Below are 22,572 nucleotides of genomic sequence, written 5' to 3' on the forward strand. Positions count from 1 at the left end.
TTCGATCGTAAAGATATATGCAACATTTACAACAACTCGTGATAGCGGCGATAGAGACAAGTCAATTTCCTGAAACACCATCAAATTTATATGATCCGATACGGTATATATTGACTTTGGGCGGAAAGAGGGTTCGACCGGTGCTGACATTAATGGCTGCCGAATTATTCGGTATGCAAGAGATGGATGAAATTATCCCTGCTGCCAAGGCAGTGGAGTTTTTTCACAACTTTTCACTGATCCACGATGATCTGATGGATAAGGCTCCTTTAAGAAGAGGTAAAACGACAGTTCACGAAAAGTGGGATGCTAATATTGCCATACTGTCTGGAGACGGATTGTTGGTCAAAGCTTATGAGGAAATCTCAAAGTGTAATCCGATTTACCTGCCTGCGACATTGAAAATTTTGAGTAAAGTAGCCATGGAAGTGTGTGAAGGCCAACAATTGGATATGGATTATGAAAGTCGGGATTCGCTGACTATGCCTGAATATCTCGAGATGATCCGTTTGAAGACTTCAGTATTACTGGGCGGAGCATTACAGTTGGGGGCTATTTTATCTGGAGCAGATGAACAACAACAGCAGCTGATTTACGATTTTGGCGAGAATGTAGGCTTGGCGTTTCAATTACAGGACGATATCCTGGATGCTTACGGAGATCCAGACACTTTTGGAAAGATCGTTGGAGGTGATATTATGATCAATAAAAAGACCTTTTTATTGGTGAAGTTGATGGCCGTAATTTCGGACGAAGATAAGATTGTCCTTCAGCACTTATTGGACGCTTCTATGGAGACTGCCCCTTCAAAAGTTGGTGATATGCTTGCATTATACGAGAAGTATGCAATTAAAACCGCTGCCGACGAATTGAAAGATATTTATACACAACGGGCATTTGAAAAAATGGCGGCATTGAATGTACCAAATGAACGTAAAGAAGCGTTATTAGTCTTAGCAAATAACCTTTTGGTGAGACAGCAATAAGTATAAATTCTATTAAAATTCGTATCTTGCCATTAAATGGTTGTTTTGTAATAAAATAATTAAATAAATTTTTAGATTACGTTCATGGAGCCTTTAAAAATCACCGTATTTCAAGCATATCTATTCTGGGAAAATATAGAGAAGAATCTAAATAATCTCGCGTTGAGACTTTCCTCATTGCGCGAGAAAACGGATGTTATTATTCTCCCCGAGATGTTTAATACAGGCTTCACGAATAATGTCGAAAAATGTGCAGAGCCGGCAAATGGCCCTACAACAAGATGGCTATTTGAGATGGCGAGTTCGCTTAACTGTGTTGTTGCCGGTTCCTTGATTATCGAGGAAGGTGGCAAATACTATAATCGCTTTGTGTGGATGTTTCCAGATGGTAAATATGTAAAATATGATAAACGCCACCTGTTTGGACTATCTAAAGAAAGTGAGTACTTCGAACCAGGAAATGAACGTATCCTGGTGGATATCAAAGGATGGAAAATTTGCCCAATGATCTGTTATGACCTTAGATTCCCCGTCTGGTCTAAAAATCAAAATGGCGCATATGATATTTTAGTGTATACGGCCAGCTGGCCGGATAAGCGTTCTGCACATTGGAGAGCCCTCATACCAGCACGTGCGATAGAAAATCAAGCTTACGTTGTTGGAGTAAACCGGGTTGGGCATGATGGTAATGATATTTACTATTCAGGTGGTTCTATGTGTATCTCTCCACTTGGTGATGTGGTGTATTATAAGCCTGAAGACGAGGACTTGTATACATTTACCTTAAATCCGAATGATCTGTTGGAAGCACGGGAGAAATTTCCTTTCTTAAAAGACTCCGATTCTTTTACAATCGGGTAACACGCTCTAAATTAGGTATAATTGCAAGCATTTATTTTGTTTGTCTCCTTTTTATTTGTTAAATTCAGTCTAGTATAAATCAAATTGTTATGATTTATCAACATCTACTGGTGACATGTTGATAAAATTTTGTTTGAGACAGTTAGATTAAAGCGTAATTTAGGCTAACTATTAGCCAAAATACGTTTAGCTTTTTCTCAAATTATATGAAAGACGACGTTTTATTATTGCAATAAGTTGCGTAAACAACCATAACCATTATTCATATGTTAGACCAAGATTTAGTATCACAAGAGTATTTTTATAATTTCCTAACGGGAAAATACTCAATTGCAGTTATGCGGAGATTACAACGTAATCTCAAGGAGGCCGGGTTAAGCATTACTTCTGAACAATGGAGTATCATGTATAACCTGTGGGTAGAAGAGGGCCTAACCCAGCAGGAACTCGCTATTCGTACATTTCGAGATAAGCCGAGTGTCACGCGATTAATTAATAACCTTGAACGGGTAAATCTAGTGATCCGCGTCAATGATAAAAACGACAGAAGGTCCAATCTGATCTACTTAACAAAAACCGGACGAAAGATGAAGGATGAAGGAATGAAGCAGGCAAAAAATACCATTGAACAGGCTTTAGGGGGATTAGCCGACGATCAAATTGCCTTGTCAAATACCATTCTGCATCGCGTATTATTTAATTTGAAATAAAGATACTTAGTGGGGTTTATTTTATAAGGGAACTATCAGGGTATAAAAAAGGTCCCCTATGTATTCAACATAGGGGACCTTTTTTATATGAATTTCTAGCAGTTAATCTTCGAAAAGTTTGCTTTCGAAATCTGTATGGCTATTGACCAATTTACCTTCAGTTCCGAAATAGATTTCCTGAAAACTTAATGTACGGATAGCGTCTACCTTACGATAGAATTTATCAGCCGATACATCCGAAAGTGTTTTGAAACCACAAGCTTCCATAATTTCGACTGTAGCACGTAATGTGTTGCGGTGGAACTGAGCTACGCGTACATATTTATCATTTACGTCGAGCCCTTTGTATAAATGCGGCTGTTGCGTGGCAACTCCAACCGGACAAACGTCTTCATTACACTTAAGTGCTTGAATACAACCTAAAGCGAACATCATACCGCGAGCACTATAACATGCATCTGCGCCTAAGGCAATAACTTTTAAGATATCGAAACCCGTTACAATACGGCTGGATACGATAACTTTAACATGTTTTTTCAAACCAAAAGCAATCAAGGTTTTCGTTACAAATGCCAATGCATCGTATAGTGGCATTCCTAGGTTATCTGTAAACTCTAGTGGCGCAGCTCCTGTACCACCTTCTGATCCATCTACGGAGATAAAATCCGGGAAGATCTGCGTGTTTTGCATGGCGTGACAGATGTCGATAAACTCATGTTTATCGCCGATACAAATTTTGAAACCGATAGGCTTTCCACCCGATAGCTCGCGCAGCTGTTGTATGAAGTGCATCATTTCAGTCGGTGAGGAGAAAGCGCTATGTGCTGGAGGCGACATCACATCTGTTCCTGGAATGACGTGACGAATAGCCGCGACCTCAGGGGTGTTTTTTGCCGCTGGAAGGATACCCCCATGACCGGGTTTAGCACCTTGCGAAAGTTTCAATTCGACCATCTTCACGTTTTCACGATTGGATTTTTCTCGGAAAAGTTCCGGATCAAATTTTCCCTCCTTATTACGGCACCCAAAATAACCTGTACCCACCTGCCAGATTAAATCACCCCCATTGTTGTGGTAATCGCTGATTCCCCCTTCGCCGGTATTGTGTGCAAAGTTTTGAAGTGCAGCACCCTTATTTAATGCCGTTATCGCTGTTTTGCTCAATGCACCATAACTCATTGCCGAGATGTTGAACACACTTAAGCTATAAGGCTTTTTACAGGCTGCATTTCCAACAGTGGTGCGCAGGTCGTGGTTTTCGATATGGCAAGGGAAAACAGAGTGTGCAGCCCATTCGTTCCCGACTGCCTGTGGATCGGTCTGCATACCAAATGCTACAGTTTCACGTTGATTTTTTGCACGTTGGTATACGATCGAACGCTGTCTTCTGTTGAAAGGACGTCCATCCATATCCGATTCCCAAAAATATTGTCTCAACTCAGGACGGATAGATTCGAAGATATAGCGGAAATATCCAACTAAGGGATAATTGCGTAGGATGGCATGTTTGGTCTGGAAACTATGGTATAACGCAATCAATAGCAATGGAAATGGGATGATAAGCAGCCAAAACCAGCTTGATGTAAATATAAATCCAAATGATACAATGATTAAATTAATCACAATCATTATTGAAAGAATGAGTTTTCTAACTTCCATAGAAAATACGATTGTTTAGTTTTAATTCGCTATTTTAATGTTTAGCCCAACTGATTATTTTATTACTCAATTAGCATTCCAAAATGCGCTTTTGGACGAAGCAAATGTACTAAAGTTCCTGAAGTAAATGGATATATTTACCCCTTGGAGGTAAGTTTTGATAAGTTTATAACCGTTTCTAACAAACTATTTTCTTTTAGTAATCTCCTGCGACAAAAGTTGATAGATTTGCTGTAAATCTGGTTTATTGCTAATAAATTGCAAATGTTTTTGCATTGTTGTGCTGTCTTGTCGGATCGCTGGTCCTGTCTGAACTGTTATTGGAATATGATTTTGCACTTTTTCTGCCGTTTCCAGGATAATTGGTTTGATTAAATCAAAGGACAACTTGTTTTCTTCCAATAACTCATAAGCCATCTGATAGAGGATATTGGAGAAATTATTGACCATGACCGAGGCCAAGTGAATGGCTAAGCGTTGCGTTGAGTTACAATAGATACTCCGCGGTGCAAATGTCTGTGCGAGCTGAAGTAGCGCGGCACTATTTTCATCGGTGTTACCTTCAACACAAAGTGGGACGGTCGAGAAATCGACTGCTTTATTTTTGGACAGCGACTGTGGCGGATAGAGGACTCCTGTATTTTTAAATCTAGTCAGTACAGATATATCCGTTGCGCCCGAACAATGGATAACAATTCCTTTTAAATCTTTTGGTAGCGCTTCTACCAGCGATACAATGGCCTGATCGGTAACGGCAATGAGGTAAAGATCGGCATGTAGGTCTAGTTCAGATAGTTGGTCAATTGCTGGGCAATGAAGAGCAAAGGCCAATGCATCTGCATTGGCCTTTGTTTTACTGTAGATCTGAACGATATGCTGTCCTGTTTTTTGAAACTGTTGTCCAAAATGTGTAGCGGCATTACCGCTTCCTAAGATCACAATGTTCATTATTTAAGTGCTTTTCGTTTTTCCTCTTTATTTCTTCTCACAATGGACATGATAAAGCCGATGGTCATGACAATCGTTCCACACCAGAAAAAGTTGATGTATGGGAATTTAATGGCTTTAAATACCACCCATTTCTTTTCTGGAAGCGGCTTTTGATAAACCATGATTTCCAGTTTATCCTTGTCAGGTTTAATTCCCGTAAATCTGAATTTAAGTCCTTGTTCGTTGACATCTTTATTGAAGTCATAAACACCACCGTCTTTAATTAAGTAGATTGGTTGTACCTCATACTGTTTGTTGTCGGCCGAAAATACTTTTATTTTCAATCCAACCATGACATCACTAGGACCTTTTGGGATTTTCTCCAGGTGAGCCTCTTTGTTTAAGCCTTCAATGACATAATATCCATTGCGGTAGCGTAGGGTATCACCGATATTTACCTGATACGTTGCCGGCTCCTCATAGTCTTCGAAACCAGTTTTGTCTTCTGCCGGAACTTTCGCATGCGTTGCTTGGCTTTCAGCTGCAGCGGCGGTAATCAGCGTATAAACATCGTGCGTAACATAATGTTTGGTCGCAGGAGTACCAATCAAACCGCCCATTTTCGCGTTGTTTTGTGCAAAAGGTTGTAGCACAAAATGCTCCTTCACTTTACCTGTTTCTTCGTCGATCCGCTCGTATTTTATTTTATAAAACGTATTTGGAGCCACAATGCTATCACCGATATAGGTTATTTTGTATTCCCCCATTTGTACAGGTTCACCTTCGGTCAAGAATAAGTTGTCGCCAGGTTTCTCCACTTTGTCAAATCCCGATACAGCAATGTAACCTGTGTTGTTGACCGAGATGACCTCGTTGGTTGCTGCGGCCACCATGGCACCGATAAGTAATAATCCAAAGCCGATATGGGCTACCGAAGAGCCGGCCAGCTTCCATTTACCTTTGACAGCATCCCCCAATACGCGGATATTCGCCAAAATACAGAAAATACTTGCGAAGGTGATCAAAATATAGATCAGGTTGGTATAAGTCTTTGTAAAATAGACGACAGCAGCCGTTAGAATGAGAGACACAACTAACGATGCTACCGTGGAAGCCAAAAACTTGCGGCTATCGGTACGTTTGTATTTTAAGAATTGTGTAAATCCGGTTAAGATCATAACGATCACTGCAAAACCCGATTGCCACTTGTTATAATGTTGGATCGGATCCAAAGGTGGAGCTACCTTGGTGCCAAAGATCTTGTTGAACACTGGAATTGATGTTGAAGCAATGATCTGTGCACAGGCGACTGTCAATACCAAAGCGCCAATAAACATCCAGAATTCTCTTGAATAGATATCCTCATCCTTTTCTGTGATAGGCATCTCTTTCTTTTTGACCGTAAGAAATACCACCATGATAACCAAAAAGACAACATTGAATAAGATCAACTGTCCGCTCATTCCCAGATCGGTAAAGGAGTGTACAGAAGTCTCTCCAAGGACACCACTACGTGTCAGGTAAGATGCATAGATAACAAGTACAAAGCTGATCATCGCCAAAAATGTAGCGGTGAAATAAGAGTGACCTGAATTCTTGTAAGCAATCATGACGTGGACAGCAGCAATCAGGGTAAACCAAGGAATAATTGATGCATTTTCTACCGGATCCCATGCCCAGAAGCCACCGAAGTTAAGTGCTTCGTAAGCCCAGAATGACCCCATGATAATACCTGCACCTAAAATCATCACGGCAAATAAAGCCCAAGGAAGTGCTGCATTGATCCATTCTTTGTAACGTTTGGTCCAAAGAGCACCTGTTGCATAAGCAAAAGGAACGATCATTGACGCAAAGCCAAGGAACAGTGTTGGTGGGTGAATCACCATCCAGTAATTTTGAAGCAAAGGGTTCAAACCATTACCGTCGGTGATAAGTGAAAGATAATTAGCTTCTCTAAAGATCGGAATATCCATTGCTTCACGCAATAGAATAAACGGGGAGCTACCGATACGCAGACCGAATATTTCCACACCAATAATCATGGAAGCTAAGAATGCTTGACATAACATGACGAAAGTCATGACAGACGATTCCCAGCTTTTTGCTTTAAACAGCAAAACAGAACCCAATACTGTTTGCCAGAACATCCAGAGCCAAAAACTACCCTCCTGACCTTCCCAAAAACTGGAAATGATATAGTACGTAGGGAGTGTCTTGGACGAGTGTGCCCAAGCATAATTATATTCAAAAAGATGATTGTATATAATATAAAATAAAGTTGCACCAATCGCCACTACGGAGACCGCATTAGTCCAAAAGGCAATACGTGCAATTTTTTTCCATGAATTCTCTTCAGGGTATTTTGTTGCAAAAAAGTAACTGATAAAGGATAGAAGTGCAGCACCAAAAGAAAGTACAATAAAAAATTGTCCGATCTGCCCTGGCAGCAGGTGCTCACCAACGTAATTAACGTCCATTGAAAATTGATTTTACGAATTAATTATTGAAAGCAGTAGCATTGATCTCGGTGACGACCGATTTATCGTTATATTTTGACGGACATTTCATCAATATCTTACTTGCCCTAAACACATTTCCGTCCATTTTTCCTGTCAATACAATTTGCTCTGAACGTTCAATATCTTGAGGTTTGGCGCCTCTAAAAATCACTTCACATTCTGTACCATCGTTGTCACGCATGAAAAACGAAAATTTGTTGGCGTCAGTTTTGGGATCATAATGAAGCGCTTTGTCTTTATTCAATTGACCTACCACATATAGTTCGGTTTTCTTTTCTTTAGCTTCGCTAAATGTCGAATAGGTACTTGAATCGGTATAGATAACAAGTATCATAGCAATTGCGACAGCAATGATAGCGATTAGAATAATTGAACTTTTTTTCATTTGTATTTACTTATTTTATAAGTGTTTGATCTCATCGTATAAATGAGCTCGTTTCACCCGGTTTGTTTTTTCTTAACGTTGAATAGCTGTTCCGATCTGCCAGATATCCTCCTGTTTTTTCAGAAAGATTATTACCCAAATCTGACAACGTTGTGCTCGCTAGAATCCCACATTGATTACATTTGAGACCTAATCGAATGCAAAATTACAAATAGATTCGCTAAGAAAGGAATAATGCAACTTTTCCATATTATTTATATCTATTCTAAATAGTTTGAATTAATTGGAAAAATAAGCTAGATTCGAATGCTTTTGAATAATTTGAAGTGAAATTTGCTATTTTGGTTCTAATGATATCGCATGAATTTTACAATTGCCTGTTAATATGAGTGTTGCTTTGCGATTTTTAGGCCTCTTTTGGGCTGTTATATTTCCCTGCTTTTTTGTTTTTGGACAGGTAAAATTCCGTAATCAGGAAATTGCTATCCAAAATGACAATGACGTTTATCTACTGACCGGTCAGGACCGCTATTATACCAATGGTATCAATATCAACTATAGGATTGCGTTGCCAGGGAAACCGGATAGAGAGACTTCAAATACGGTATTGGATTTTGAAATAGGCCAACGGATTTACAATGGTATCAGTATCATTGACTATAGACGGCAGGAAAAGAAATACGATAGACCATTTGCAGGTTACCTCTATTTGAGTGCTGGGGTAACACGGTTTTTACCGCACGATCAGGTTGTTGAGTTCAAGACTGAATTGGCGCAGATCGGTCCTAAATCCTACGGTGAAGAAGCACAGAAGTTTATCCATCATCTCTTTGGGATGTATGAGGCGACAGGTTGGGATACGCAGCTTGGAAATTCCTTCGGTATTGATTTAAGTGTAACCTATAAAAAAGGACTATACCGCAGTCAAAACCAGCAATTCGATGTGGGAATTATAGGTGAGGGAACCATTGGGCTAAATAATACCAATATGGGGATTGCGGCCCCGCTTCGGTTGGGGAAGCTGAAGTCCTATCAGGCATCCACCTTTACACATGGGCATTTGACACTGGGAAGAGCAGACAATGATAAAGAATGGTATTTTGTCTATCAACCAAGCGTGTCTCGTATTTTTTACAGCGCAACAGTAGAAGGCGGAAGAGGTAAAAATGATCCTATAGGTAAGTTATATACTGTTCAGCCTTGGATGCTTAGTCACCGCATTGGTTTCAATTGGTCTAATCACAAGATCAATTACGGTATCAATTACATCTTCAATTCGAAAGAGCTCAAATCGGTGTTTCACCGGCATCAATATGGCGAGCTATTTTTTGCCTATCGTTTTTGATCAGCCGGCCATACGTAGGACCTACATGGATCCGCTTGATAGGTTTTTCGTTGGTCCAGCGTTCAAATGTTTTTTGTTTGGAGCTTGTTTAACCTGGGTTTTCGGGAATAGGGTCGGCCAGTTTTTGCCCGATCCATCTGGTGGTGAGCATAGCGGCTACGGTATCTCCAGTGGCATTGAGCATTGTTGCGAGGGGATCGACCAGGGTTGCTATGATCATAATGGAAGGGATCACCTCCGTTGGCATCTGATAAACCGATATGATCAGCATTTCTCCGATGTAGCCACCATTAGGAATACCTCCGGCTACGATGCTCACCAGTAAAGTAATGCCAACCGCCATAATCAGATTGGCCGGGTCAAAAAAATCCTTGCCACTTAATAAAAGTGCAATATAGATTTTAAAAATACAGGCGATCGCCGATCCATGTTTGTGCAATGTTGTGCCTAGGGGAATGACGACACTAGCTACACTGTCGGGAATTCCAATTTGCTTGGCTGCAAGTAAGTTGGCCGGCATGGTGGCGAGGCTACTGCAGCTGCTCAATGCGGTCAAGGAAGGCAATATGTTATTTTGCCAATAACGTTTGACACCCTTTAGCCCGAATGCTAAAAAAGCGAATAAACTGAATACCGTGAAAAAATAGAAGATTCCAAAAAAGTAATATAGACCGATAGGTTTGGCATAGAAACCAAAGAGCTGCGGACCTAAGGTTCCGACTTGGTACGCGAAATATGCACCCAAACCAATGGGAGCGAGATTCATGACCATCACGAGTAAATTGCCCATCACAACATTGCCTGAATTGATGAATTTACGAAAAACTTCTGCGGATGCCGCCGATTTACGTGTCGCAATACCAACGAGAAATGAGAAGATGACAAAGGCCAGCATATTTTGACGCGACAATAAACTTGAGAATTCGCTGACGGTTAAAAAGCGGACCATTTTTTCACCCCAAGAATCATGAACAACTGTTTCCATGATCTTGTTTGTTTGTTCAATAGCCAGTGGAGCATCTACTGGAAAGAGGTAAAGGAAGCAGATGCTTGACAGTCCGGCGACGACAATACCCAGTACAAATACAAACGACATCATGCCGATGATTCTACCTAATACGCTGTCCCCATCGATATTGGCAACAGATGAGGATATGGCAAAAAATACAAGTGGTATAACGCTGACAAAAAGCAGGTTTAGAAAGATGTCGCCAATCGGTTTCAGGTTGTTGACACTATTCGGAAGAAAGATACCGATCAAACTTCCAATACTGATCCCAAGGAGTAGAAGTAAGATACTACCGTAGTTCTGTACAAAAGTTTTTGTAGTGTGTTTCATAGGTATGTGATTAATTATTGCTTAAGAAGCTCATTTGTATAAACGAACTGCGGTAATTTGCTTTCTGAATCTCGGTGCATTAGTGATATCCAATTCCATCCTATTATATCTATTCATCGTATTGAATCTACTTGATAGGTCTGGATATTTCATTAGGTTTTATAACTATTTACTATTTAGAATGCTAAAATAGTGTTTTTCTCGAATAGCTCGATTAAAAGGAAGTGAATTTATGCGTGTTTGTTCGTTTTTGTGTTCTTTTGTTGAATGAATCAGATTTTTTTTTCTGAACTCTTATGTATTTATTGATCCGAATTTTCATTAAATTCTTAGGAAGATCGCTCGGTTTGGGTTATTAAAAAAGAAGCATTTTCAGTCCGCTTTTACAGCTGTTGATGCCGTTGAAATCAGGAAGGTTTTGGAACTCGAATTGGCTTTTTTATCTTTGGACAGTAGCAGTGATAAGTGTCATGGGTAAGGAATGCGCCATTTGTTTGGATTACTGTTTAGTTGGTTAGACTTAATGTGTGAAAATTGGAACTTAAAGTATTTGTATAAAAATGGAATTTGTAACGACAGGAGATGGTTCAAAAACGTTGTTTAATGCTGAAATAGGAGAATGTTATCATTCTAAACACGGTGCAGTACAGGAAAGCAGGCATGTTTTTATAAAAACAGGGCTTGACCACTATGTACAAACAACAGCGGCAACCGACGTCGGGATCCTGGAGGTTGGGTTCGGGACAGGTTTGAATTTTTTGCAAACAGCTGACTTTCTTAGCGATAAATCCGTTCAGGTGGAATATGTCGGAATAGAAGGATTTCCCTTGCCTTTGTCTACTATTGCCGCAACGGGCTATGAGGCGACGGTACATCCGGCCGTATGGGCAAGCTATTTGAATGCATACGAGCAGGCTTTGTTGGGAAACGTAGAGATTAACGCGTACTTAAAGCTTCATATTGATCATACCTTATTGATGAATTTCCAATCGGATCGCTTATTTGACGTTGTTTATTTTGATGCTTTTGCGGCAGTGCATCAGCCTGAGATGTGGAATGATGCTGCCTTGGGACATATCGCGCAGTTTGTTAAACCTGGCGGTGTTTTTGTGACTTATGCTATTACCGGAAACCTCAAACGCAGTATGAAAGCATTGGGCTTTTCAATAGAGAAGACGCCTGGTGCGCCAGGCAAGCGTGAAATGCTTCGTGCGACAAAATCTCCTTTTTGAACTAGACCATTATGAAATTTGCAGAGGACTTTCGGTTGACTATTAAGTAAGGATCTATGATGAATTTGCTATGGACCAAGAACGTTCGATTCGAGGGCCTTTCATATCTCTTTCGAGACATCTTCGTGTCTCGGCTAGGCAGTATCCGTGGTTAGGGTGGCATAAGTGCATGGTGAGTTTGAGCTTACCCGCTGAGATAAGTTATCAGCAAAGCTTTCAGGAGATGCTCTTCCTTTCTCGCAAGCAGGAATAAGGCCCGAAGAAGATGCGGATCATTGTCGAAGCAGAGGTAGATAAGGAACTTAAAACTGATTTTTGATGAAAAATAGTAACCGTAAAGCTTAACCATCTTTTATAGGCCATTTAATAATCGGATATAATTGTCAATATATATTATTTTGTCTTTGGATTTATATTGCTGGATATAGCGTGGATGGTCGAGGACGGTCATTTTTCCAAACAACTTTTCTTCCTTGTTGATCTTAGCGAGAAAGGTTGCATTTTTCTTTCCGAGGACAAAGACCTCGTCCGTTTTTAAGCCCATGGAAATGTGCTGTTTTAGGGAATCCAACATAAAGGGCCGGACCATGTCAAAAAGTTGCTTGTCGTCGTAATAGTTTGCATTGATCCAGTTGTTGGGTTTTGTTTCTCGGACAATCGCAAGGGGAAAGGGCGAATTGATATAAAATTGTTTGTAGAAAATATCGGCGCCACCATAGGCCTCAATCATATCGTACATAAAAACCGAAGATATTTCATGGGTATGTGCAGAATGCATTTGTATGCCACATACACTGGATAGTCTTTTGGTATCGGTAAAAGGAACTCCCGTTACACCCGCCCCGTGTCTGCTCGGATTAATGCCGATAATGAATTTTCTAGTTAGATTATCATTGTAATATTTGTGGTAGAACTTTTCCATCACTACCAATGTTTCAGGGTTGTCAAGATAGGGATTAATTACGTTGAACTCCGGAGGTAGATTCCCTTTGTAATGAAGTCGTTTGTTAAATAAAACTACTTTTTCCGCAAATTTTAGCATCGTTTGTGTGTTTAAAAACAAAATACGATTTTTTAAAGTGGTAAAAAACAAAGCCGGGTGTCATTTGACACCCGGCTTTGTTTTTTTGTATCTTGAGTCAAGATTAGTGACCTTGCGTACCGTCTACACCATGTGAGTGTCCATGGGACAACTCTTCTTCAGTAGCAGGACGTACAGTTAAGATTTCGATATCGAAATTTAATGTTTTGCCAGCCATTGGGTGGTTTAAGTCAGCAACAACTACTTCTGGAGTAACCTCAGCTACTACAGCGCGGAATTGGTTTCCTTGGTTGTCTTGTAAAGGCAATACTTCTCCTACTGGAGGTAAACCTGTTTCTTTGAACATATCTACTGGCAATTGTGCGAATGCTCTGTCGTCTTTTTGACCGTAAGCATCATCCGGTGCCAATTCAAATGAAATTTTATCACCAACGTTTAAGTCTGCGATGTTTTCTTCAAATTTAGGTAACATCATACCTACACCATATAAGAAATCTAAAGGTTGTTCTGCAGTTGTTTCTTCAACGAAAACTTTTTCACCGTTTTCTACTGTGTGAAGTCTGTACGTCAATGCTACGACGTCGTTTGCTTTTATAGCCATCTGATTTTGATTTTTGGAAGCCCGAGGCTACCGTTTATTAAATATAATTTATTAACGCTTGTATTGAATCCTGTGGTAGACTGCAGGTCCTGTTTTTACAAAGATATGCTTTTGTCTCCTTTCCGACTCTATGTTCTAGCAATGGAAGATTTTCTTTTGTACCGCCAAGAACAATTTTATTTGGAATATAATAGTTGCCGAGTTCATTTTTGAAAGCCATCGCTTTATCCCCCGTCAATGCAATTTCATTGATTCCATATATTTCTTCTAGCAATAATATTGCCCAATTTGAATAGGCAGAGCCATAAGTCTTGATTTGAGGGAATACATTTGCCAGTAATTGGTCTGTAATGGCGATGTAATTTTCATCATCAAAAAGCAAACCTAATCTTTTCAGCTGACGAGCCATCGTCGACGAAGAGGAGGGAATTACATTATCCATAATTTCACTTTTCCGTGCGATGAGTTCCTCTGCCTGCGACGAGGTGTAATAGAATGTTTTTTGTGATCCATCGTAAAACAATGCAATGGCCTTATCGGCTAGCTGTCGTGCTTTGGTTAACCAATTGAGCTCAAATGTAGCCTCATATAATGCAATAAAGGCTTCAATCGTGAATGCATAGTCATCTAGGAAGCCTTCAATTATCCTATTGTTGTCTTTTGGTTGGTGCAATAACTGGAGATCGTCTTGAATAAGATGGGTGCATATAAACTCGGCATTGTTTAAAGCGAGTTCAAGGAAATGGTTGTTTCCAAGACTGTGGTAGGCATCGATGAGCCCTTTCAAAAATAACGCATTCCAGCTTGTCAATTGCTTGTGGTCGAGCCCTGGACGTTCTCGTTTTTCACGATAGTCGTATAATTTTTTCTTTGAAATTTTTAAAAAATCTGCCCATTCGTCAGCTGACATATTGACCTTTGTTGCTAACTGGTCTGCATTTATGGCGCAAATGGGAATGTTGGTTTTTTCCTCTTCCCAGTTGCCCGCTTCTGTTATGTTAAAATATTGCCCGAGTAGGGGGGGATCGTCGCCCAGTACGCAGTCAAATTCGGCTTTGGAGAAGGAATAGTATTTCCCTTCGATCCCTTCACTATCAGCGTCTAATGCGCTGTAGAAGCCGTGGTTTGGTGCTAACATTTCTCGTTCGGCCCAGTCAATCGTTTCTTCGATAATCCGCTTATAGAACGGATCTTGACTTTGTTGATAGGCTTCGGCATAAAGGGACAGTAGCTGTCCGTTGTCATAGAGCATTTTTTCGAAATGAGGAATATGCCAATAGTGATCGACCGAATAGCGCGCAAAGCCGCCGCCGATCTGGTCGTATATACCACCCGATCCGATCTTTTTTAACGTAAAATGGACATGATCTAAGATCTCCCGATCGTCGGAAAGTACGCCATATTTTAGGAAGAACAACCAATTGTTCGGAAGCGGAAATTTGGGCGCCCTTTGATACCCGCCATCTTTTTTATCGAAGGTTTCGGTCCAAGTGGTAATAATTTCATTTAAGTCGTCGATCGTGTATTGCTCTGGAATAGGGAGGATGGGAAGTTTCTCTGCCCTTTGAATGCCATTGTTTAGCTTTTCGGCATAGTCAAATGCAACTTCGGGTTTCTCCGCCCACATTTGTGCAATTTGCAATAAGATATTCTGCCAGTCGTGCGGTTTGAAATAAGTACCACCGTAAATGGGTCTCCCATCGGGCAGGCAGATACAATTCAATGGCCAGCCCCCTGCATTGGTCATCAGTTGCACAGCAAGCATATACACTTGATCAATATCGGGGCGTTCTTCACGGTCGATTTTGACTGATACGAAAAACCTATTCATGGTTTGGGCGATGGCTGAGTTTTCAAAACTTTCACGCTCCATCACATGGCACCAATGGCAAGCCGAGTAGCCAATGCTTACGATGATCAGTTTATTTTCGTCTTTTGCCTTTTTTAAAGCTTCCGGTCCCCAGGGCATCCAATCTACTGGATTGTGTGCGTGCTGTTTAAGGTAGGGTGAATTTTCAAATTGCAATTGATTCGCCATAAGACGAAGGTAGTAAAAAAGCCTCCATGATGGAGGCTTAAATGTGTTTTTTAATGTTTGGGTTCTGCAACGATCTGATAGGTCTTAATGGCATCTTTCGGAGTTCCAATTAAAGCGATTGACGATTTACCTCTTTCCCAAATTGCTATCGGCAGGTGATTAAGCTTATTTTTGAAGAGCTTATTGTACTTATCGTTAAGTTCAGCCTGTTGATTGTTTGTCGTGGTAAGTGTGGGGCTACCAAAAGATTCGCGTGCCACTTCCATCAAATATTCTTTCTCTTTTTCAGGTGTTTGTTTTCGAAATTGATCGCCATAATAGAGATTGACATAGCTATAGGGGTATTGCCCTTTTATATAAGTTTGATCGATGCGATAACCCTTTTTGTAAGAAAAGGATTGGCCTACAATGCTTCTTGTGGGTGGGTTTTCCCAATTGACATTGAAAAAATCTTTTCCAGCAATAGCCCTGATCGTTAGGTTGGCTTGTTTTACCACCTTACTATCTTTGTAAACCAATAAGTTAAATTTGTAATCGCCCGGTTTGTTGAATGTGACACCTGTCATATAACGAAAAGGACTAACGCTTGAACTGTAATGCATAATATCATCGATATGCCAAACAATTGAATCGACAACCTCTTTTTCCCAAAGAAAAAAAGTGAAATGATCCTTATGATTATCTTTTTCGTATAAACGGATCTCCCCTTGTTCAAATACATTGATAACCCTATTGTCAGTCCAAACATCCATGTTTTTGGTCATTCTTGTTGTAAGGGATTCCGCTTCTTTTTCTTCAGGTTTTATTACTTCTGGTGTTTCAGGGTAATTTTCTTTTGTACAAGAAAAGAAAATAAAAGAAATGCAGCTTATAAAAAAATATTTTTTTAACATTATTTTATGTTTTTGCAAAAATAGAAAAAATACGAGAAACTTTTTTGTGGTGTGGCGTTTCACTTTTTAGTTGCGTTAACTAATTGGTTGTCGGCAAGCGTTTATAGCTTGAAAATTAATTAGATGTTATTAAATGTCCGATGAATTTGATTATTTTTACATACGTTTATTATTAGCTTTACCGAAGTCCTATGTCAAATGACATTGATCTGCTTAAGAAAATAGTCCAAAAAGATAGAAATGCTTTTGAAGCTATTTATAAGAGCCATTTCCGTAAATTATATATTTTGTCTTTTCGGTATGTGCGAGAGGAGGCAATCGCTGAAGAGCTCACCAACGACGTATTTATGATGTTATGGGAAAATGCGGGCAAATTGGCCATTAGTCAATCACTTGGAGCTTACCTATCACGCAGTGTTATCAACCTTTCACTTACCTATATCAAAAAGAATCAGCGTTTGTTGGAACGAAGCAATGATTATATCAAGGAATTAGATCTGACAGATGAAGAGGATCAGACTGATAGCGCCGCACTTTACGAATCCAAATTGTTGATGATCGAAAGCTTACTGGAAGGGTTACCGCCACAGTGTCGAAAAATTGTTCTCATGAGTAAGTATGAAAAGATGAAACAGCAGGAAATTGCGGACCAGTTGGGAATTTCCATTAAAACTGTGAAAAACCATCTGACCATTGCTTACGATAAAATCCGGGTTGCCTTGGCAAAACAAAAAACATTTTTACTACTTCTGATCGGCTTTTTATTTTTTTCATTGGGACTTTTTGTCCAGTTTATTATCTTATAAATATGGAAGAAAACAATACTTCAAGATTTATTCCTTATGACTTGATTCAGAAAGAGCTGGATGGGACTATTTCCGAGAGGGAAGGAGTGTTGCTTGAACATTGGATTTCTGAGGATACAGAGAACCATGAGTTTTATAATGAGATTAGAGCAATAGCGGACGATCTTATGGTTTTGGAACATTATAAAAATGTAGATACCGACAGCCAATGGGACAAATTTAGTCGGCAGCTGGATAAAGCTGGTGACGATCAGCTACAAGATGTTGCTATATCCATAAAAACGATCTGGAAACCCTGGGTGAAATTTGCGGCCGCGGCAGTGTTGCTTATTATTGGCACTAATTGTTATCTGAACTTTGATCGCTGGATGGGTTATGAAGTCCGATTATACGGATCGGCGGCACAACCGTCTACGGTACTTCCCGATGGTTCTATCATGACACTACAGGCGGGAGCCGAGGCGATATTCAACAAAAGGACATTTGCACAGCAAAGAACTGTCGAGCTAAAAAAGGGAAAAGCGCTATTCGATGTCAAACATCAAACAGGAAACCCTTTTGTGGTCGATCTGGAGAATAATTATGTGCGGGATATTGGAACGATCTTCGAAGTCAATTTAATAGCAGATGATGTTGAGGTACTTGTCAAAGAGGGAATAGTCGCATTGAGCAGTGGAAAGGGCGATCATGCAAAGGAACTTGTTTTAAAGAAAAATCAAAAGGGACTGTATGAAAGACAAACAGCTTCCTTATCCAAAATCGATCTGCAAGCGGACAATGAGACAGATGTCGCACAAAAGTTGAGCTACTCAAATGTTCGGTTGGACAGCATCTGCGCGGATCTAGAAAAACATTTTCGGGCAAATATTACTGTCGTTGGAGATAGTCTAAAAGCACGTAAACTCAGCATGTATTTTGATGGGCAAACGCTCAATGAGATCGTTCAGATTCTGTCCAAAACCCTAAACGTGAAATGGAAATCGGGTAAAAAAGGATATAGTATCTACGAATAGACTCTTCGCGTTGCTGATATGAAAGATAGGATATTGTATCGTCTGCTCTTTTTATGCTGGTTGGTTATAGCGATGTGTCCGAAAGCCATGGGGCAGAACTCCCCTGCCGAATTACGGGTCTCAATTGACACACATAACAAACAGATTATTCAGATACTAGCCGAAATTCATAAAACATACGATATATCCATGTCCTATGATGAGCAGATTTTTAACAAGGACATCATTTATGGTCGATCATTTAATAGATCGAGTTTAGAAGAGGTTCTTAATTATTTGCTGAAAGATTCAAATGTTGGATTTACGATTATCAATAGGGCGCTGATCTTCTACGAAGACGATAAAACTTTTACCATTAAGGGGCGAGTTGTAGATAGTCTAAGTGGTGAAAACTTGATTGGAGCGACCTTGTTGATTGCCGAGAAAGGTAAGAGTAGTTTAAGTAATAAGTATGGATTCTATTCACTGACTTTACCACAGGGTGAATATAGCTGTTATGTGAGCTATCTGGGGTATAAGACAAGGATCGTAACATTAAATCCCAATTTGGAAAATGATTATCTTGTCATTAAACTTGCTCCTGTGGATTTTAATTTGAGCGAGGTAGTCGTTCAGGTTGACTCTTCGTTAACGGCTCAGCATATGGGAAGTTTCACAGATAAGATCAATTGGTCGCGAGCACGACGAAATGCCTTTTATAAAGGTGAGGCCGATATCATGAAAGTGTTACAGATGCAAAATGGAATTAACGGATTGACAGAAGGCGGCAGTAATCTTTTCGTAAGAGGGAGTGGTAAAGATCAGAATCTTATTATATTGGATGAAGCTGTTGTTTATAACCCATCCCATCTGTTCGGTCTGACTTCCGTATTTAATTCGGACATCTTGAAGAATACACAACTTTACAAGGATGCTATCCCTGCCAATCTAGGGGGGCGTCTATCTTCCATCATGGATATGAGTACCAGAGATGGCGATGCCAATGCTTTTCATGTTTTTGGTGGGTCAAGTCTATTGATTGCTCGCATTGGTGCCGAGGGGCCCTTTATAAAAAAGGGAAAAGGTGCCTTCATTGCCACTGCGCGGGGAAGTATATTAAATGCTTTTAATACGGATTATCGGTTGTTTAATGTCAAAGGTAAGTACAGTGACTATAACGTGAAGTTCAATTATTCTTTTGACGAGAAAAATCGGATTTACCTTTCTGGTTACTATGGGCAGGATAAAGTTATTTCACCGAATAGAAATACCAACCGTTGGGGGAACTGGACGTCTACTTTGCGATGGAACCATGTGCATAGTGACCGGTTGTTTATGAACCTTTCGGCCATATTCAGTGATTATCATAATAGATTGGATGTCAGTAAACCCGAATCGAGTGACAATCAAATCTGGTTGACACGGATACGTGACTTTAGTTTGAAATCCGATTTTACGTATTTTATGGGATTGGACCGCACGTTGGATTTTGGTCTTCAGGGAACCTTACATCGTTTCAATCCCGGAGAGATATCACCGATAAATTCAAACACGGAAGATAATATTTTTAGGGCGCAAGCTTATGATTATACGGGGTATGTTTCTTTTAATTGGAAGATCGATTCAGCTTTCCGGATCGTTGCGGGAATGCGGGCGAATGCCTTTTTTAATGCCTCCTTTGGACGCTATTATTTATTGGAAGGCAGCTCGTATAAGCCATTGTCGAACGATGCCGACAAGAAAAAGTCGTATTATGGTTTAGAGCCACGTCTGTCCTTGCAATATAAAATGGGCAATGACTATGCTTTCAGATTGGCTTATAATCGGAGTTATCAATATTTGCAGTTATTACAGAATGATGAACTTGCTTTTTCCTCATTGGAAGCATGGGTGCCGGCAGGATTAAATATTAAACCACAATATGTTGATGCTATTTCTTTTCGTATCAACAGATTATTGTATCATGGAAATATTGGACTCGAAGGGTATTGGAAGAAGATGGGCAATCAGGTCGAACTGATCGATCATGCGCAACTGATACTCAACCCATTTATCGAAACGCAGCTGCGCCAAGGCAAGGGGCATGCTTATGGACTTGAATTATCTGTCAATCAGCGTATCGGTGACCTTATGGGTAGTATTTTCTATAGTTGGTCGAGATCTTTTCGTAAGATCAATGGCATCAATAAAGGAAAAGAGTATGCGGCTAACTTCGATATTCCACATGTGCTTAAGAGCAACTTGTCCTACGATTTGGGAAGGTCGGTGCATCTCAATGCTTTTTATACAATTCATACCGGAAGGCCCTTAACCTATCCGGTAGGATTTATGGAATATGAGGGCATATATGTTCCAGTGTATTCAAGTCGTAATTCCCATCGTATGCCTACATTTAGTCGTTTTGACCTGAATTGTTCGGTGGATCTGGAAACGATCAAACAGCGGGAACGTGGTAGAAGACATACCTTGAATTTTGGATTATATAATGTGTTTGATCAGCGTAATCCGCTCTATTATAGTTTTTCCGAAGATAGCAATGGGAACTTAGCTATTCAGAAAACATCATTTTCTGGGAGAATACCTTCAATTAGTTATACAATGAGATTTTGATTCATATGAGGCTCTTGTTGATTTTTGTGACTTATTTTCTAGTGGTTTCTTGTCAGAAATCAGCGGTAGACGAAGGACAATCGTACGATATGATTGTCGAGGGGGGGATCAATACGATGTACAAAGAGCAGTATATCCAATTGAAGAAATTGGATGGAATGAAATCTAACACAGGTACTATAGGAATTAGTGGTGCTTCCGTGCGTGTCACGAATGGCCCCAATATGATTGAATTCAAGGATTTGGGAGAAGGACTTTATCTTGGTGAGCTTTTCAATCTGAAAGATACAGTAGGGAATGTATTTCAGCTTACAATTACTTTGAATGGGAAATTGTATGAAGCACAAGATCAATTGATACCTGTGGTACCAATTGAAAATGCCTTTCTACCGGTAGAAAAAAGTAAAGTGAATAATACTTGGGAAGTAAAGGTCAGCAAGCATTTATTTGGAATGCGAACCTCAAACAAATGGCTTATTTTACCAAAAAAGGATTTTTCTGAAGATGATATTTCCTCTTTTCGCTCTCCTTTTAGCTACAGTTATCGTTTGGGGGCACCCAATGTCCTGAATAACTTACTTGGGAAGACCTATAACTATGAAGTTTCGTTGAAGGACAGTTTAATCGTCTCTAAGTTTTCTGAATCGCCACGTTACTCCCGTTTTATTTATAATCTATTTCAGGAGACTGAATGGAAAGGATTATTGTCTGCAGTACCTGCCAATGTTGAAGGTAATATTTCGAATAATGCCCTTGGCTTTTTTTATGTGATGGACGGTGTGCGTAAATCAATTCCAATGAAGGACATTAGAACCAGCAAATAGGATTTTTTCAAGATCTAAAACTGGAAACAGGCACAATGGAAGATCGGTGGATCGAGGATATTCAAGTCATTTAAAGCAAATATTTATACATACTTATACATATGAAAACTGCACAATATAGAGCAGAAAGGGTAATCCTATTTCTATTTTTCTGGCTATGCTTAGCCATAACATCTGCAAAGGCTGAGGTTTTTCCAAATTATGTTATACCACTTAAGGATATAAACAGCAAACAAAAAACAATGCTTGTATTTATTACGGGCGACGGCGGCTATAATGATTTTAGCAAAAGTCTTCTTTCCTATTTTTCCCAGGAAGGATATCCCCGTTTGGTCATCGATGCAAAAAAATATTTTTGGAAAAAGAAAAATCCACAGGAAGCAGGAAGAGAATTTGAACGGTATATCGACCATTTCAAAAAGGAGTGGGATTGTGATCAGATTTATTTGGTTGGACATTCATTTTCGGCAGGCGTGCTGCCTTTTATCCTGAGTAATTTCTCGGATCCATTGAAAAAGTCAATCCGTCATGTTACCTATTTGTCACCGGATCAATATGCGAGCTTCGAGGTGACCGTATCGACTATGCTCAACTGGAAACAGAAGCCTAATGGTTACGAAGTGCTTGCTGAAGTCTTGAAGCTAAAGCAATTTCCTTCTACTTATGTCTTTTGTAAAGAGGGCGAGGAAGATCTCGTGAAAATGTTTCGCAATGCGGGACTAAAGGTTGATGTACTGGCGGGGCCGCATAATTATAATCGCGATTTTAAGACTATTTATAATACAATTCGATTAAGATAG

Annotated in this window: 19 protein-coding genes; 10 read left to right on the forward strand and 9 right to left on the reverse strand. The window is 39.9% G+C overall.

Translation table 11 applies throughout. The annotated features are described in order from the left end of the window. Positions 1-17: 17 nt before the first annotated feature. The 3 genes from OK025_RS10840 to OK025_RS10850 all read left to right on the forward strand — a co-directional run bounded on the left by OK025_RS10840 (position 18) and on the right by OK025_RS10850 (position 2,557). Positions 18-986, forward strand: a complete 969-nt coding sequence (locus tag OK025_RS10840) for a polyprenyl synthetase family protein (protein WP_317669469.1) — start codon at positions 18-20, stop codon at positions 984-986. A gap of 84 nt (positions 987-1,070) precedes the next feature. After that, positions 1,071-1,847 (forward strand): amidohydrolase, encoded by a 777-nt coding sequence (locus OK025_RS10845; protein ID WP_046672799.1) that lies wholly within the window; start codon positions 1,071-1,073, stop codon positions 1,845-1,847. A gap of 266 nt (positions 1,848-2,113) precedes the next feature. Further along, positions 2,114-2,557, forward strand: coding sequence for a MarR family transcriptional regulator (locus OK025_RS10850; protein WP_317669470.1), 444 nt, complete (start codon positions 2,114-2,116; stop codon positions 2,555-2,557). 102 nt (positions 2,558-2,659) lie between these two features. Here OK025_RS10850 and OK025_RS10855 read toward each other — a convergent pair whose 3' ends face one another. The 4 genes from OK025_RS10855 to OK025_RS10870 form a co-directional block, all read right to left on the reverse strand. Beyond that, positions 2,660-4,216 carry an FMN-binding glutamate synthase family protein gene (locus OK025_RS10855; protein WP_075994264.1) on the reverse strand — a complete coding sequence of 519 codons (1,557 nt, stop codon included), beginning with the start codon at positions 4,214-4,216 and terminating at the stop codon, positions 2,660-2,662. 186 nt (positions 4,217-4,402) lie between these two features. Next, a complete protein-coding gene (locus OK025_RS10860) occupies positions 4,403-5,164 on the reverse strand; it encodes a Rossmann-like and DUF2520 domain-containing protein (RefSeq protein ID WP_317669471.1) in 762 nt (253 codons plus the stop codon). Beyond that, positions 5,164-7,623, reverse strand: a complete 2,460-nt coding sequence (locus OK025_RS10865) for a heme lyase CcmF/NrfE family subunit (protein WP_317669472.1) — start codon at positions 7,621-7,623, stop codon at positions 5,164-5,166. Before OK025_RS10865 ends, OK025_RS10860 begins: the two co-directional genes overlap by 1 nt. 19 nt (positions 7,624-7,642) lie before the next feature. Continuing rightward, entirely contained in the window at positions 7,643-8,050 is a 408-nt protein-coding gene (locus tag OK025_RS10870) for a cytochrome c maturation protein CcmE (protein ID WP_317669473.1), read from the reverse strand. Between the two features lie 385 nt (positions 8,051-8,435). On the opposite strand from OK025_RS10870, the gene OK025_RS10875 reads away from it, so the two are divergent. Further along, on the forward strand, positions 8,436-9,395 hold the full coding sequence (locus OK025_RS10875) for a lipid A deacylase LpxR family protein (RefSeq protein ID WP_317669474.1): 960 nt from the start codon (positions 8,436-8,438) through the stop codon (positions 9,393-9,395). 88 nt (positions 9,396-9,483) lie between these two features. Here OK025_RS10875 and OK025_RS10880 read toward each other — a convergent pair whose 3' ends face one another. After that, positions 9,484-10,734, reverse strand: a complete 1,251-nt coding sequence (locus tag OK025_RS10880; protein ID WP_317669475.1) for a dicarboxylate/amino acid:cation symporter — start codon at positions 10,732-10,734, stop codon at positions 9,484-9,486. Positions 10,735-11,294: 560 nt separating this feature from the next. On the opposite strand from OK025_RS10880, the gene mnmD reads away from it, so the two are divergent. After that, entirely contained in the window at positions 11,295-11,966 is a 672-nt protein-coding gene (gene mnmD, locus OK025_RS10885; protein WP_317669476.1) for a tRNA (5-methylaminomethyl-2-thiouridine)(34)-methyltransferase MnmD, read from the forward strand. A gap of 352 nt (positions 11,967-12,318) precedes the next feature. Here the strand turns inward: mnmD and OK025_RS10890 are convergent, their stop codons facing one another. The 4 genes from OK025_RS10890 to OK025_RS10905 all read right to left on the reverse strand — a co-directional run bounded on the left by OK025_RS10890 (position 12,319) and on the right by OK025_RS10905 (position 16,540). Beyond that, positions 12,319-13,008 carry an SMUG2 DNA glycosylase family protein gene (locus tag OK025_RS10890; RefSeq protein WP_317669477.1) on the reverse strand — a complete coding sequence of 230 codons (690 nt, stop codon included), beginning with the start codon at positions 13,006-13,008 and terminating at the stop codon, positions 12,319-12,321. Positions 13,009-13,111: 103 nt separating this feature from the next. Next, positions 13,112-13,609 carry a peptidylprolyl isomerase gene (locus OK025_RS10895; protein WP_046672788.1) on the reverse strand — a complete coding sequence of 166 codons (498 nt, stop codon included), beginning with the start codon at positions 13,607-13,609 and terminating at the stop codon, positions 13,112-13,114. A 37-nt stretch (positions 13,610-13,646) separates the two neighbouring features. After that, complete coding sequence (locus OK025_RS10900) at positions 13,647-15,647, reverse strand: thioredoxin domain-containing protein (protein ID WP_317669478.1); 2,001 nt, start codon at positions 15,645-15,647, stop codon at positions 13,647-13,649. 50 nt (positions 15,648-15,697) lie between these two features. Continuing rightward, entirely contained in the window at positions 15,698-16,540 is an 843-nt protein-coding gene (locus tag OK025_RS10905) for a hypothetical protein (RefSeq protein ID WP_317669479.1), read from the reverse strand. Positions 16,541-16,731: 191 nt separating this feature from the next. Here OK025_RS10905 and OK025_RS10910 point away from each other — a divergent pair, with 191 nt between their 5' ends. The 5 genes from OK025_RS10910 (at position 16,732) to OK025_RS10930 (ending at position 22,572) form a co-directional block, all read left to right on the forward strand. Further along, the gene (locus tag OK025_RS10910) at positions 16,732-17,346 is read left to right on the forward strand and encodes an RNA polymerase sigma-70 factor (protein WP_317669480.1); all 615 of its coding nucleotides are present in this window, start codon (positions 16,732-16,734) and stop codon (positions 17,344-17,346) included. Positions 17,347-17,348: 2 nt separating this feature from the next. Continuing rightward, a complete protein-coding gene (locus OK025_RS10915) occupies positions 17,349-18,359 on the forward strand; it encodes a FecR family protein (RefSeq protein WP_317669481.1) in 1,011 nt (336 codons plus the stop codon). 18 nt (positions 18,360-18,377) lie between these two features. Next, positions 18,378-20,948 (forward strand): carboxypeptidase-like regulatory domain-containing protein, encoded by a 2,571-nt coding sequence (locus OK025_RS10920; RefSeq protein WP_317669482.1) that lies wholly within the window; start codon positions 18,378-18,380, stop codon positions 20,946-20,948. Next, complete coding sequence (locus OK025_RS10925) at positions 20,945-21,772, forward strand: DUF4249 family protein (RefSeq protein WP_317669483.1); 828 nt, start codon at positions 20,945-20,947, stop codon at positions 21,770-21,772. Before OK025_RS10920 ends, OK025_RS10925 begins: the two co-directional genes overlap by 4 nt. Positions 21,773-22,014: 242 nt before the next feature. Next, positions 22,015-22,572 (forward strand): AcvB/VirJ family lysyl-phosphatidylglycerol hydrolase, encoded by a 558-nt coding sequence (locus OK025_RS10930; RefSeq protein ID WP_317669484.1) that lies wholly within the window; start codon positions 22,015-22,017, stop codon positions 22,570-22,572.

The sequence above is a fragment of the Sphingobacterium sp. UGAL515B_05 genome, from assembly GCF_033097525.1.
Classification (GTDB): domain Bacteria; phylum Bacteroidota; class Bacteroidia; order Sphingobacteriales; family Sphingobacteriaceae; genus Sphingobacterium.

What these genes read in the sequence shown, in the direction of transcription:
- OK025_RS10905 (WP_317669479.1), bottom strand. Translation starts at nt 16,540, where the DNA reads ATGTTAAAAAAATATTTTTTTATAAGCTGCATTTCTTTTATTTTCTTT.
- OK025_RS10910 (WP_317669480.1), top strand. Translation starts at nt 16,732, where the DNA reads ATGTCAAATGACATTGATCTGCTTAAGAAAATAGTCCAAAAAGATAGA.
- OK025_RS10860 (WP_317669471.1), bottom strand. Translation starts at nt 5,164, where the DNA reads ATGAACATTGTGATCTTAGGAAGCGGTAATGCCGCTACACATTTTGGA.
- OK025_RS10870 (WP_317669473.1), bottom strand. Translation starts at nt 8,050, where the DNA reads ATGAAAAAAAGTTCAATTATTCTAATCGCTATCATTGCTGTCGCAATT.
- OK025_RS10850 (WP_317669470.1), top strand. Translation starts at nt 2,114, where the DNA reads ATGTTAGACCAAGATTTAGTATCACAAGAGTATTTTTATAATTTCCTA.
- OK025_RS10855 (WP_075994264.1), bottom strand. Translation starts at nt 4,216, where the DNA reads ATGGAAGTTAGAAAACTCATTCTTTCAATAATGATTGTGATTAATTTA.
- OK025_RS10915 (WP_317669481.1), top strand. Translation starts at nt 17,349, where the DNA reads ATGGAAGAAAACAATACTTCAAGATTTATTCCTTATGACTTGATTCAG.
- OK025_RS10865 (WP_317669472.1), bottom strand. Translation starts at nt 7,623, where the DNA reads ATGGACGTTAATTACGTTGGTGAGCACCTGCTGCCAGGGCAGATCGGA.
- OK025_RS10875 (WP_317669474.1), top strand. Translation starts at nt 8,436, where the DNA reads ATGAGTGTTGCTTTGCGATTTTTAGGCCTCTTTTGGGCTGTTATATTT.
- OK025_RS10880 (WP_317669475.1), bottom strand. Translation starts at nt 10,734, where the DNA reads ATGAAACACACTACAAAAACTTTTGTACAGAACTACGGTAGTATCTTA.
- OK025_RS10895 (WP_046672788.1), bottom strand. Translation starts at nt 13,609, where the DNA reads ATGGCTATAAAAGCAAACGACGTCGTAGCATTGACGTACAGACTTCAC.
- OK025_RS10840 (WP_317669469.1), top strand. Translation starts at nt 18, where the DNA reads ATGCAACATTTACAACAACTCGTGATAGCGGCGATAGAGACAAGTCAA.
- OK025_RS10890 (WP_317669477.1), bottom strand. Translation starts at nt 13,008, where the DNA reads ATGCTAAAATTTGCGGAAAAAGTAGTTTTATTTAACAAACGACTTCAT.
- OK025_RS10930 (WP_317669484.1), top strand. Translation starts at nt 22,015, where the DNA reads ATGCTTGTATTTATTACGGGCGACGGCGGCTATAATGATTTTAGCAAA.
- OK025_RS10900 (WP_317669478.1), bottom strand. Translation starts at nt 15,647, where the DNA reads ATGGCGAATCAATTGCAATTTGAAAATTCACCCTACCTTAAACAGCAC.
- OK025_RS10920 (WP_317669482.1), top strand. Translation starts at nt 18,378, where the DNA reads ATGAAAGATAGGATATTGTATCGTCTGCTCTTTTTATGCTGGTTGGTT.
- mnmD (WP_317669476.1), top strand. Translation starts at nt 11,295, where the DNA reads ATGGAATTTGTAACGACAGGAGATGGTTCAAAAACGTTGTTTAATGCT.
- OK025_RS10845 (WP_046672799.1), top strand. Translation starts at nt 1,071, where the DNA reads ATGGAGCCTTTAAAAATCACCGTATTTCAAGCATATCTATTCTGGGAA.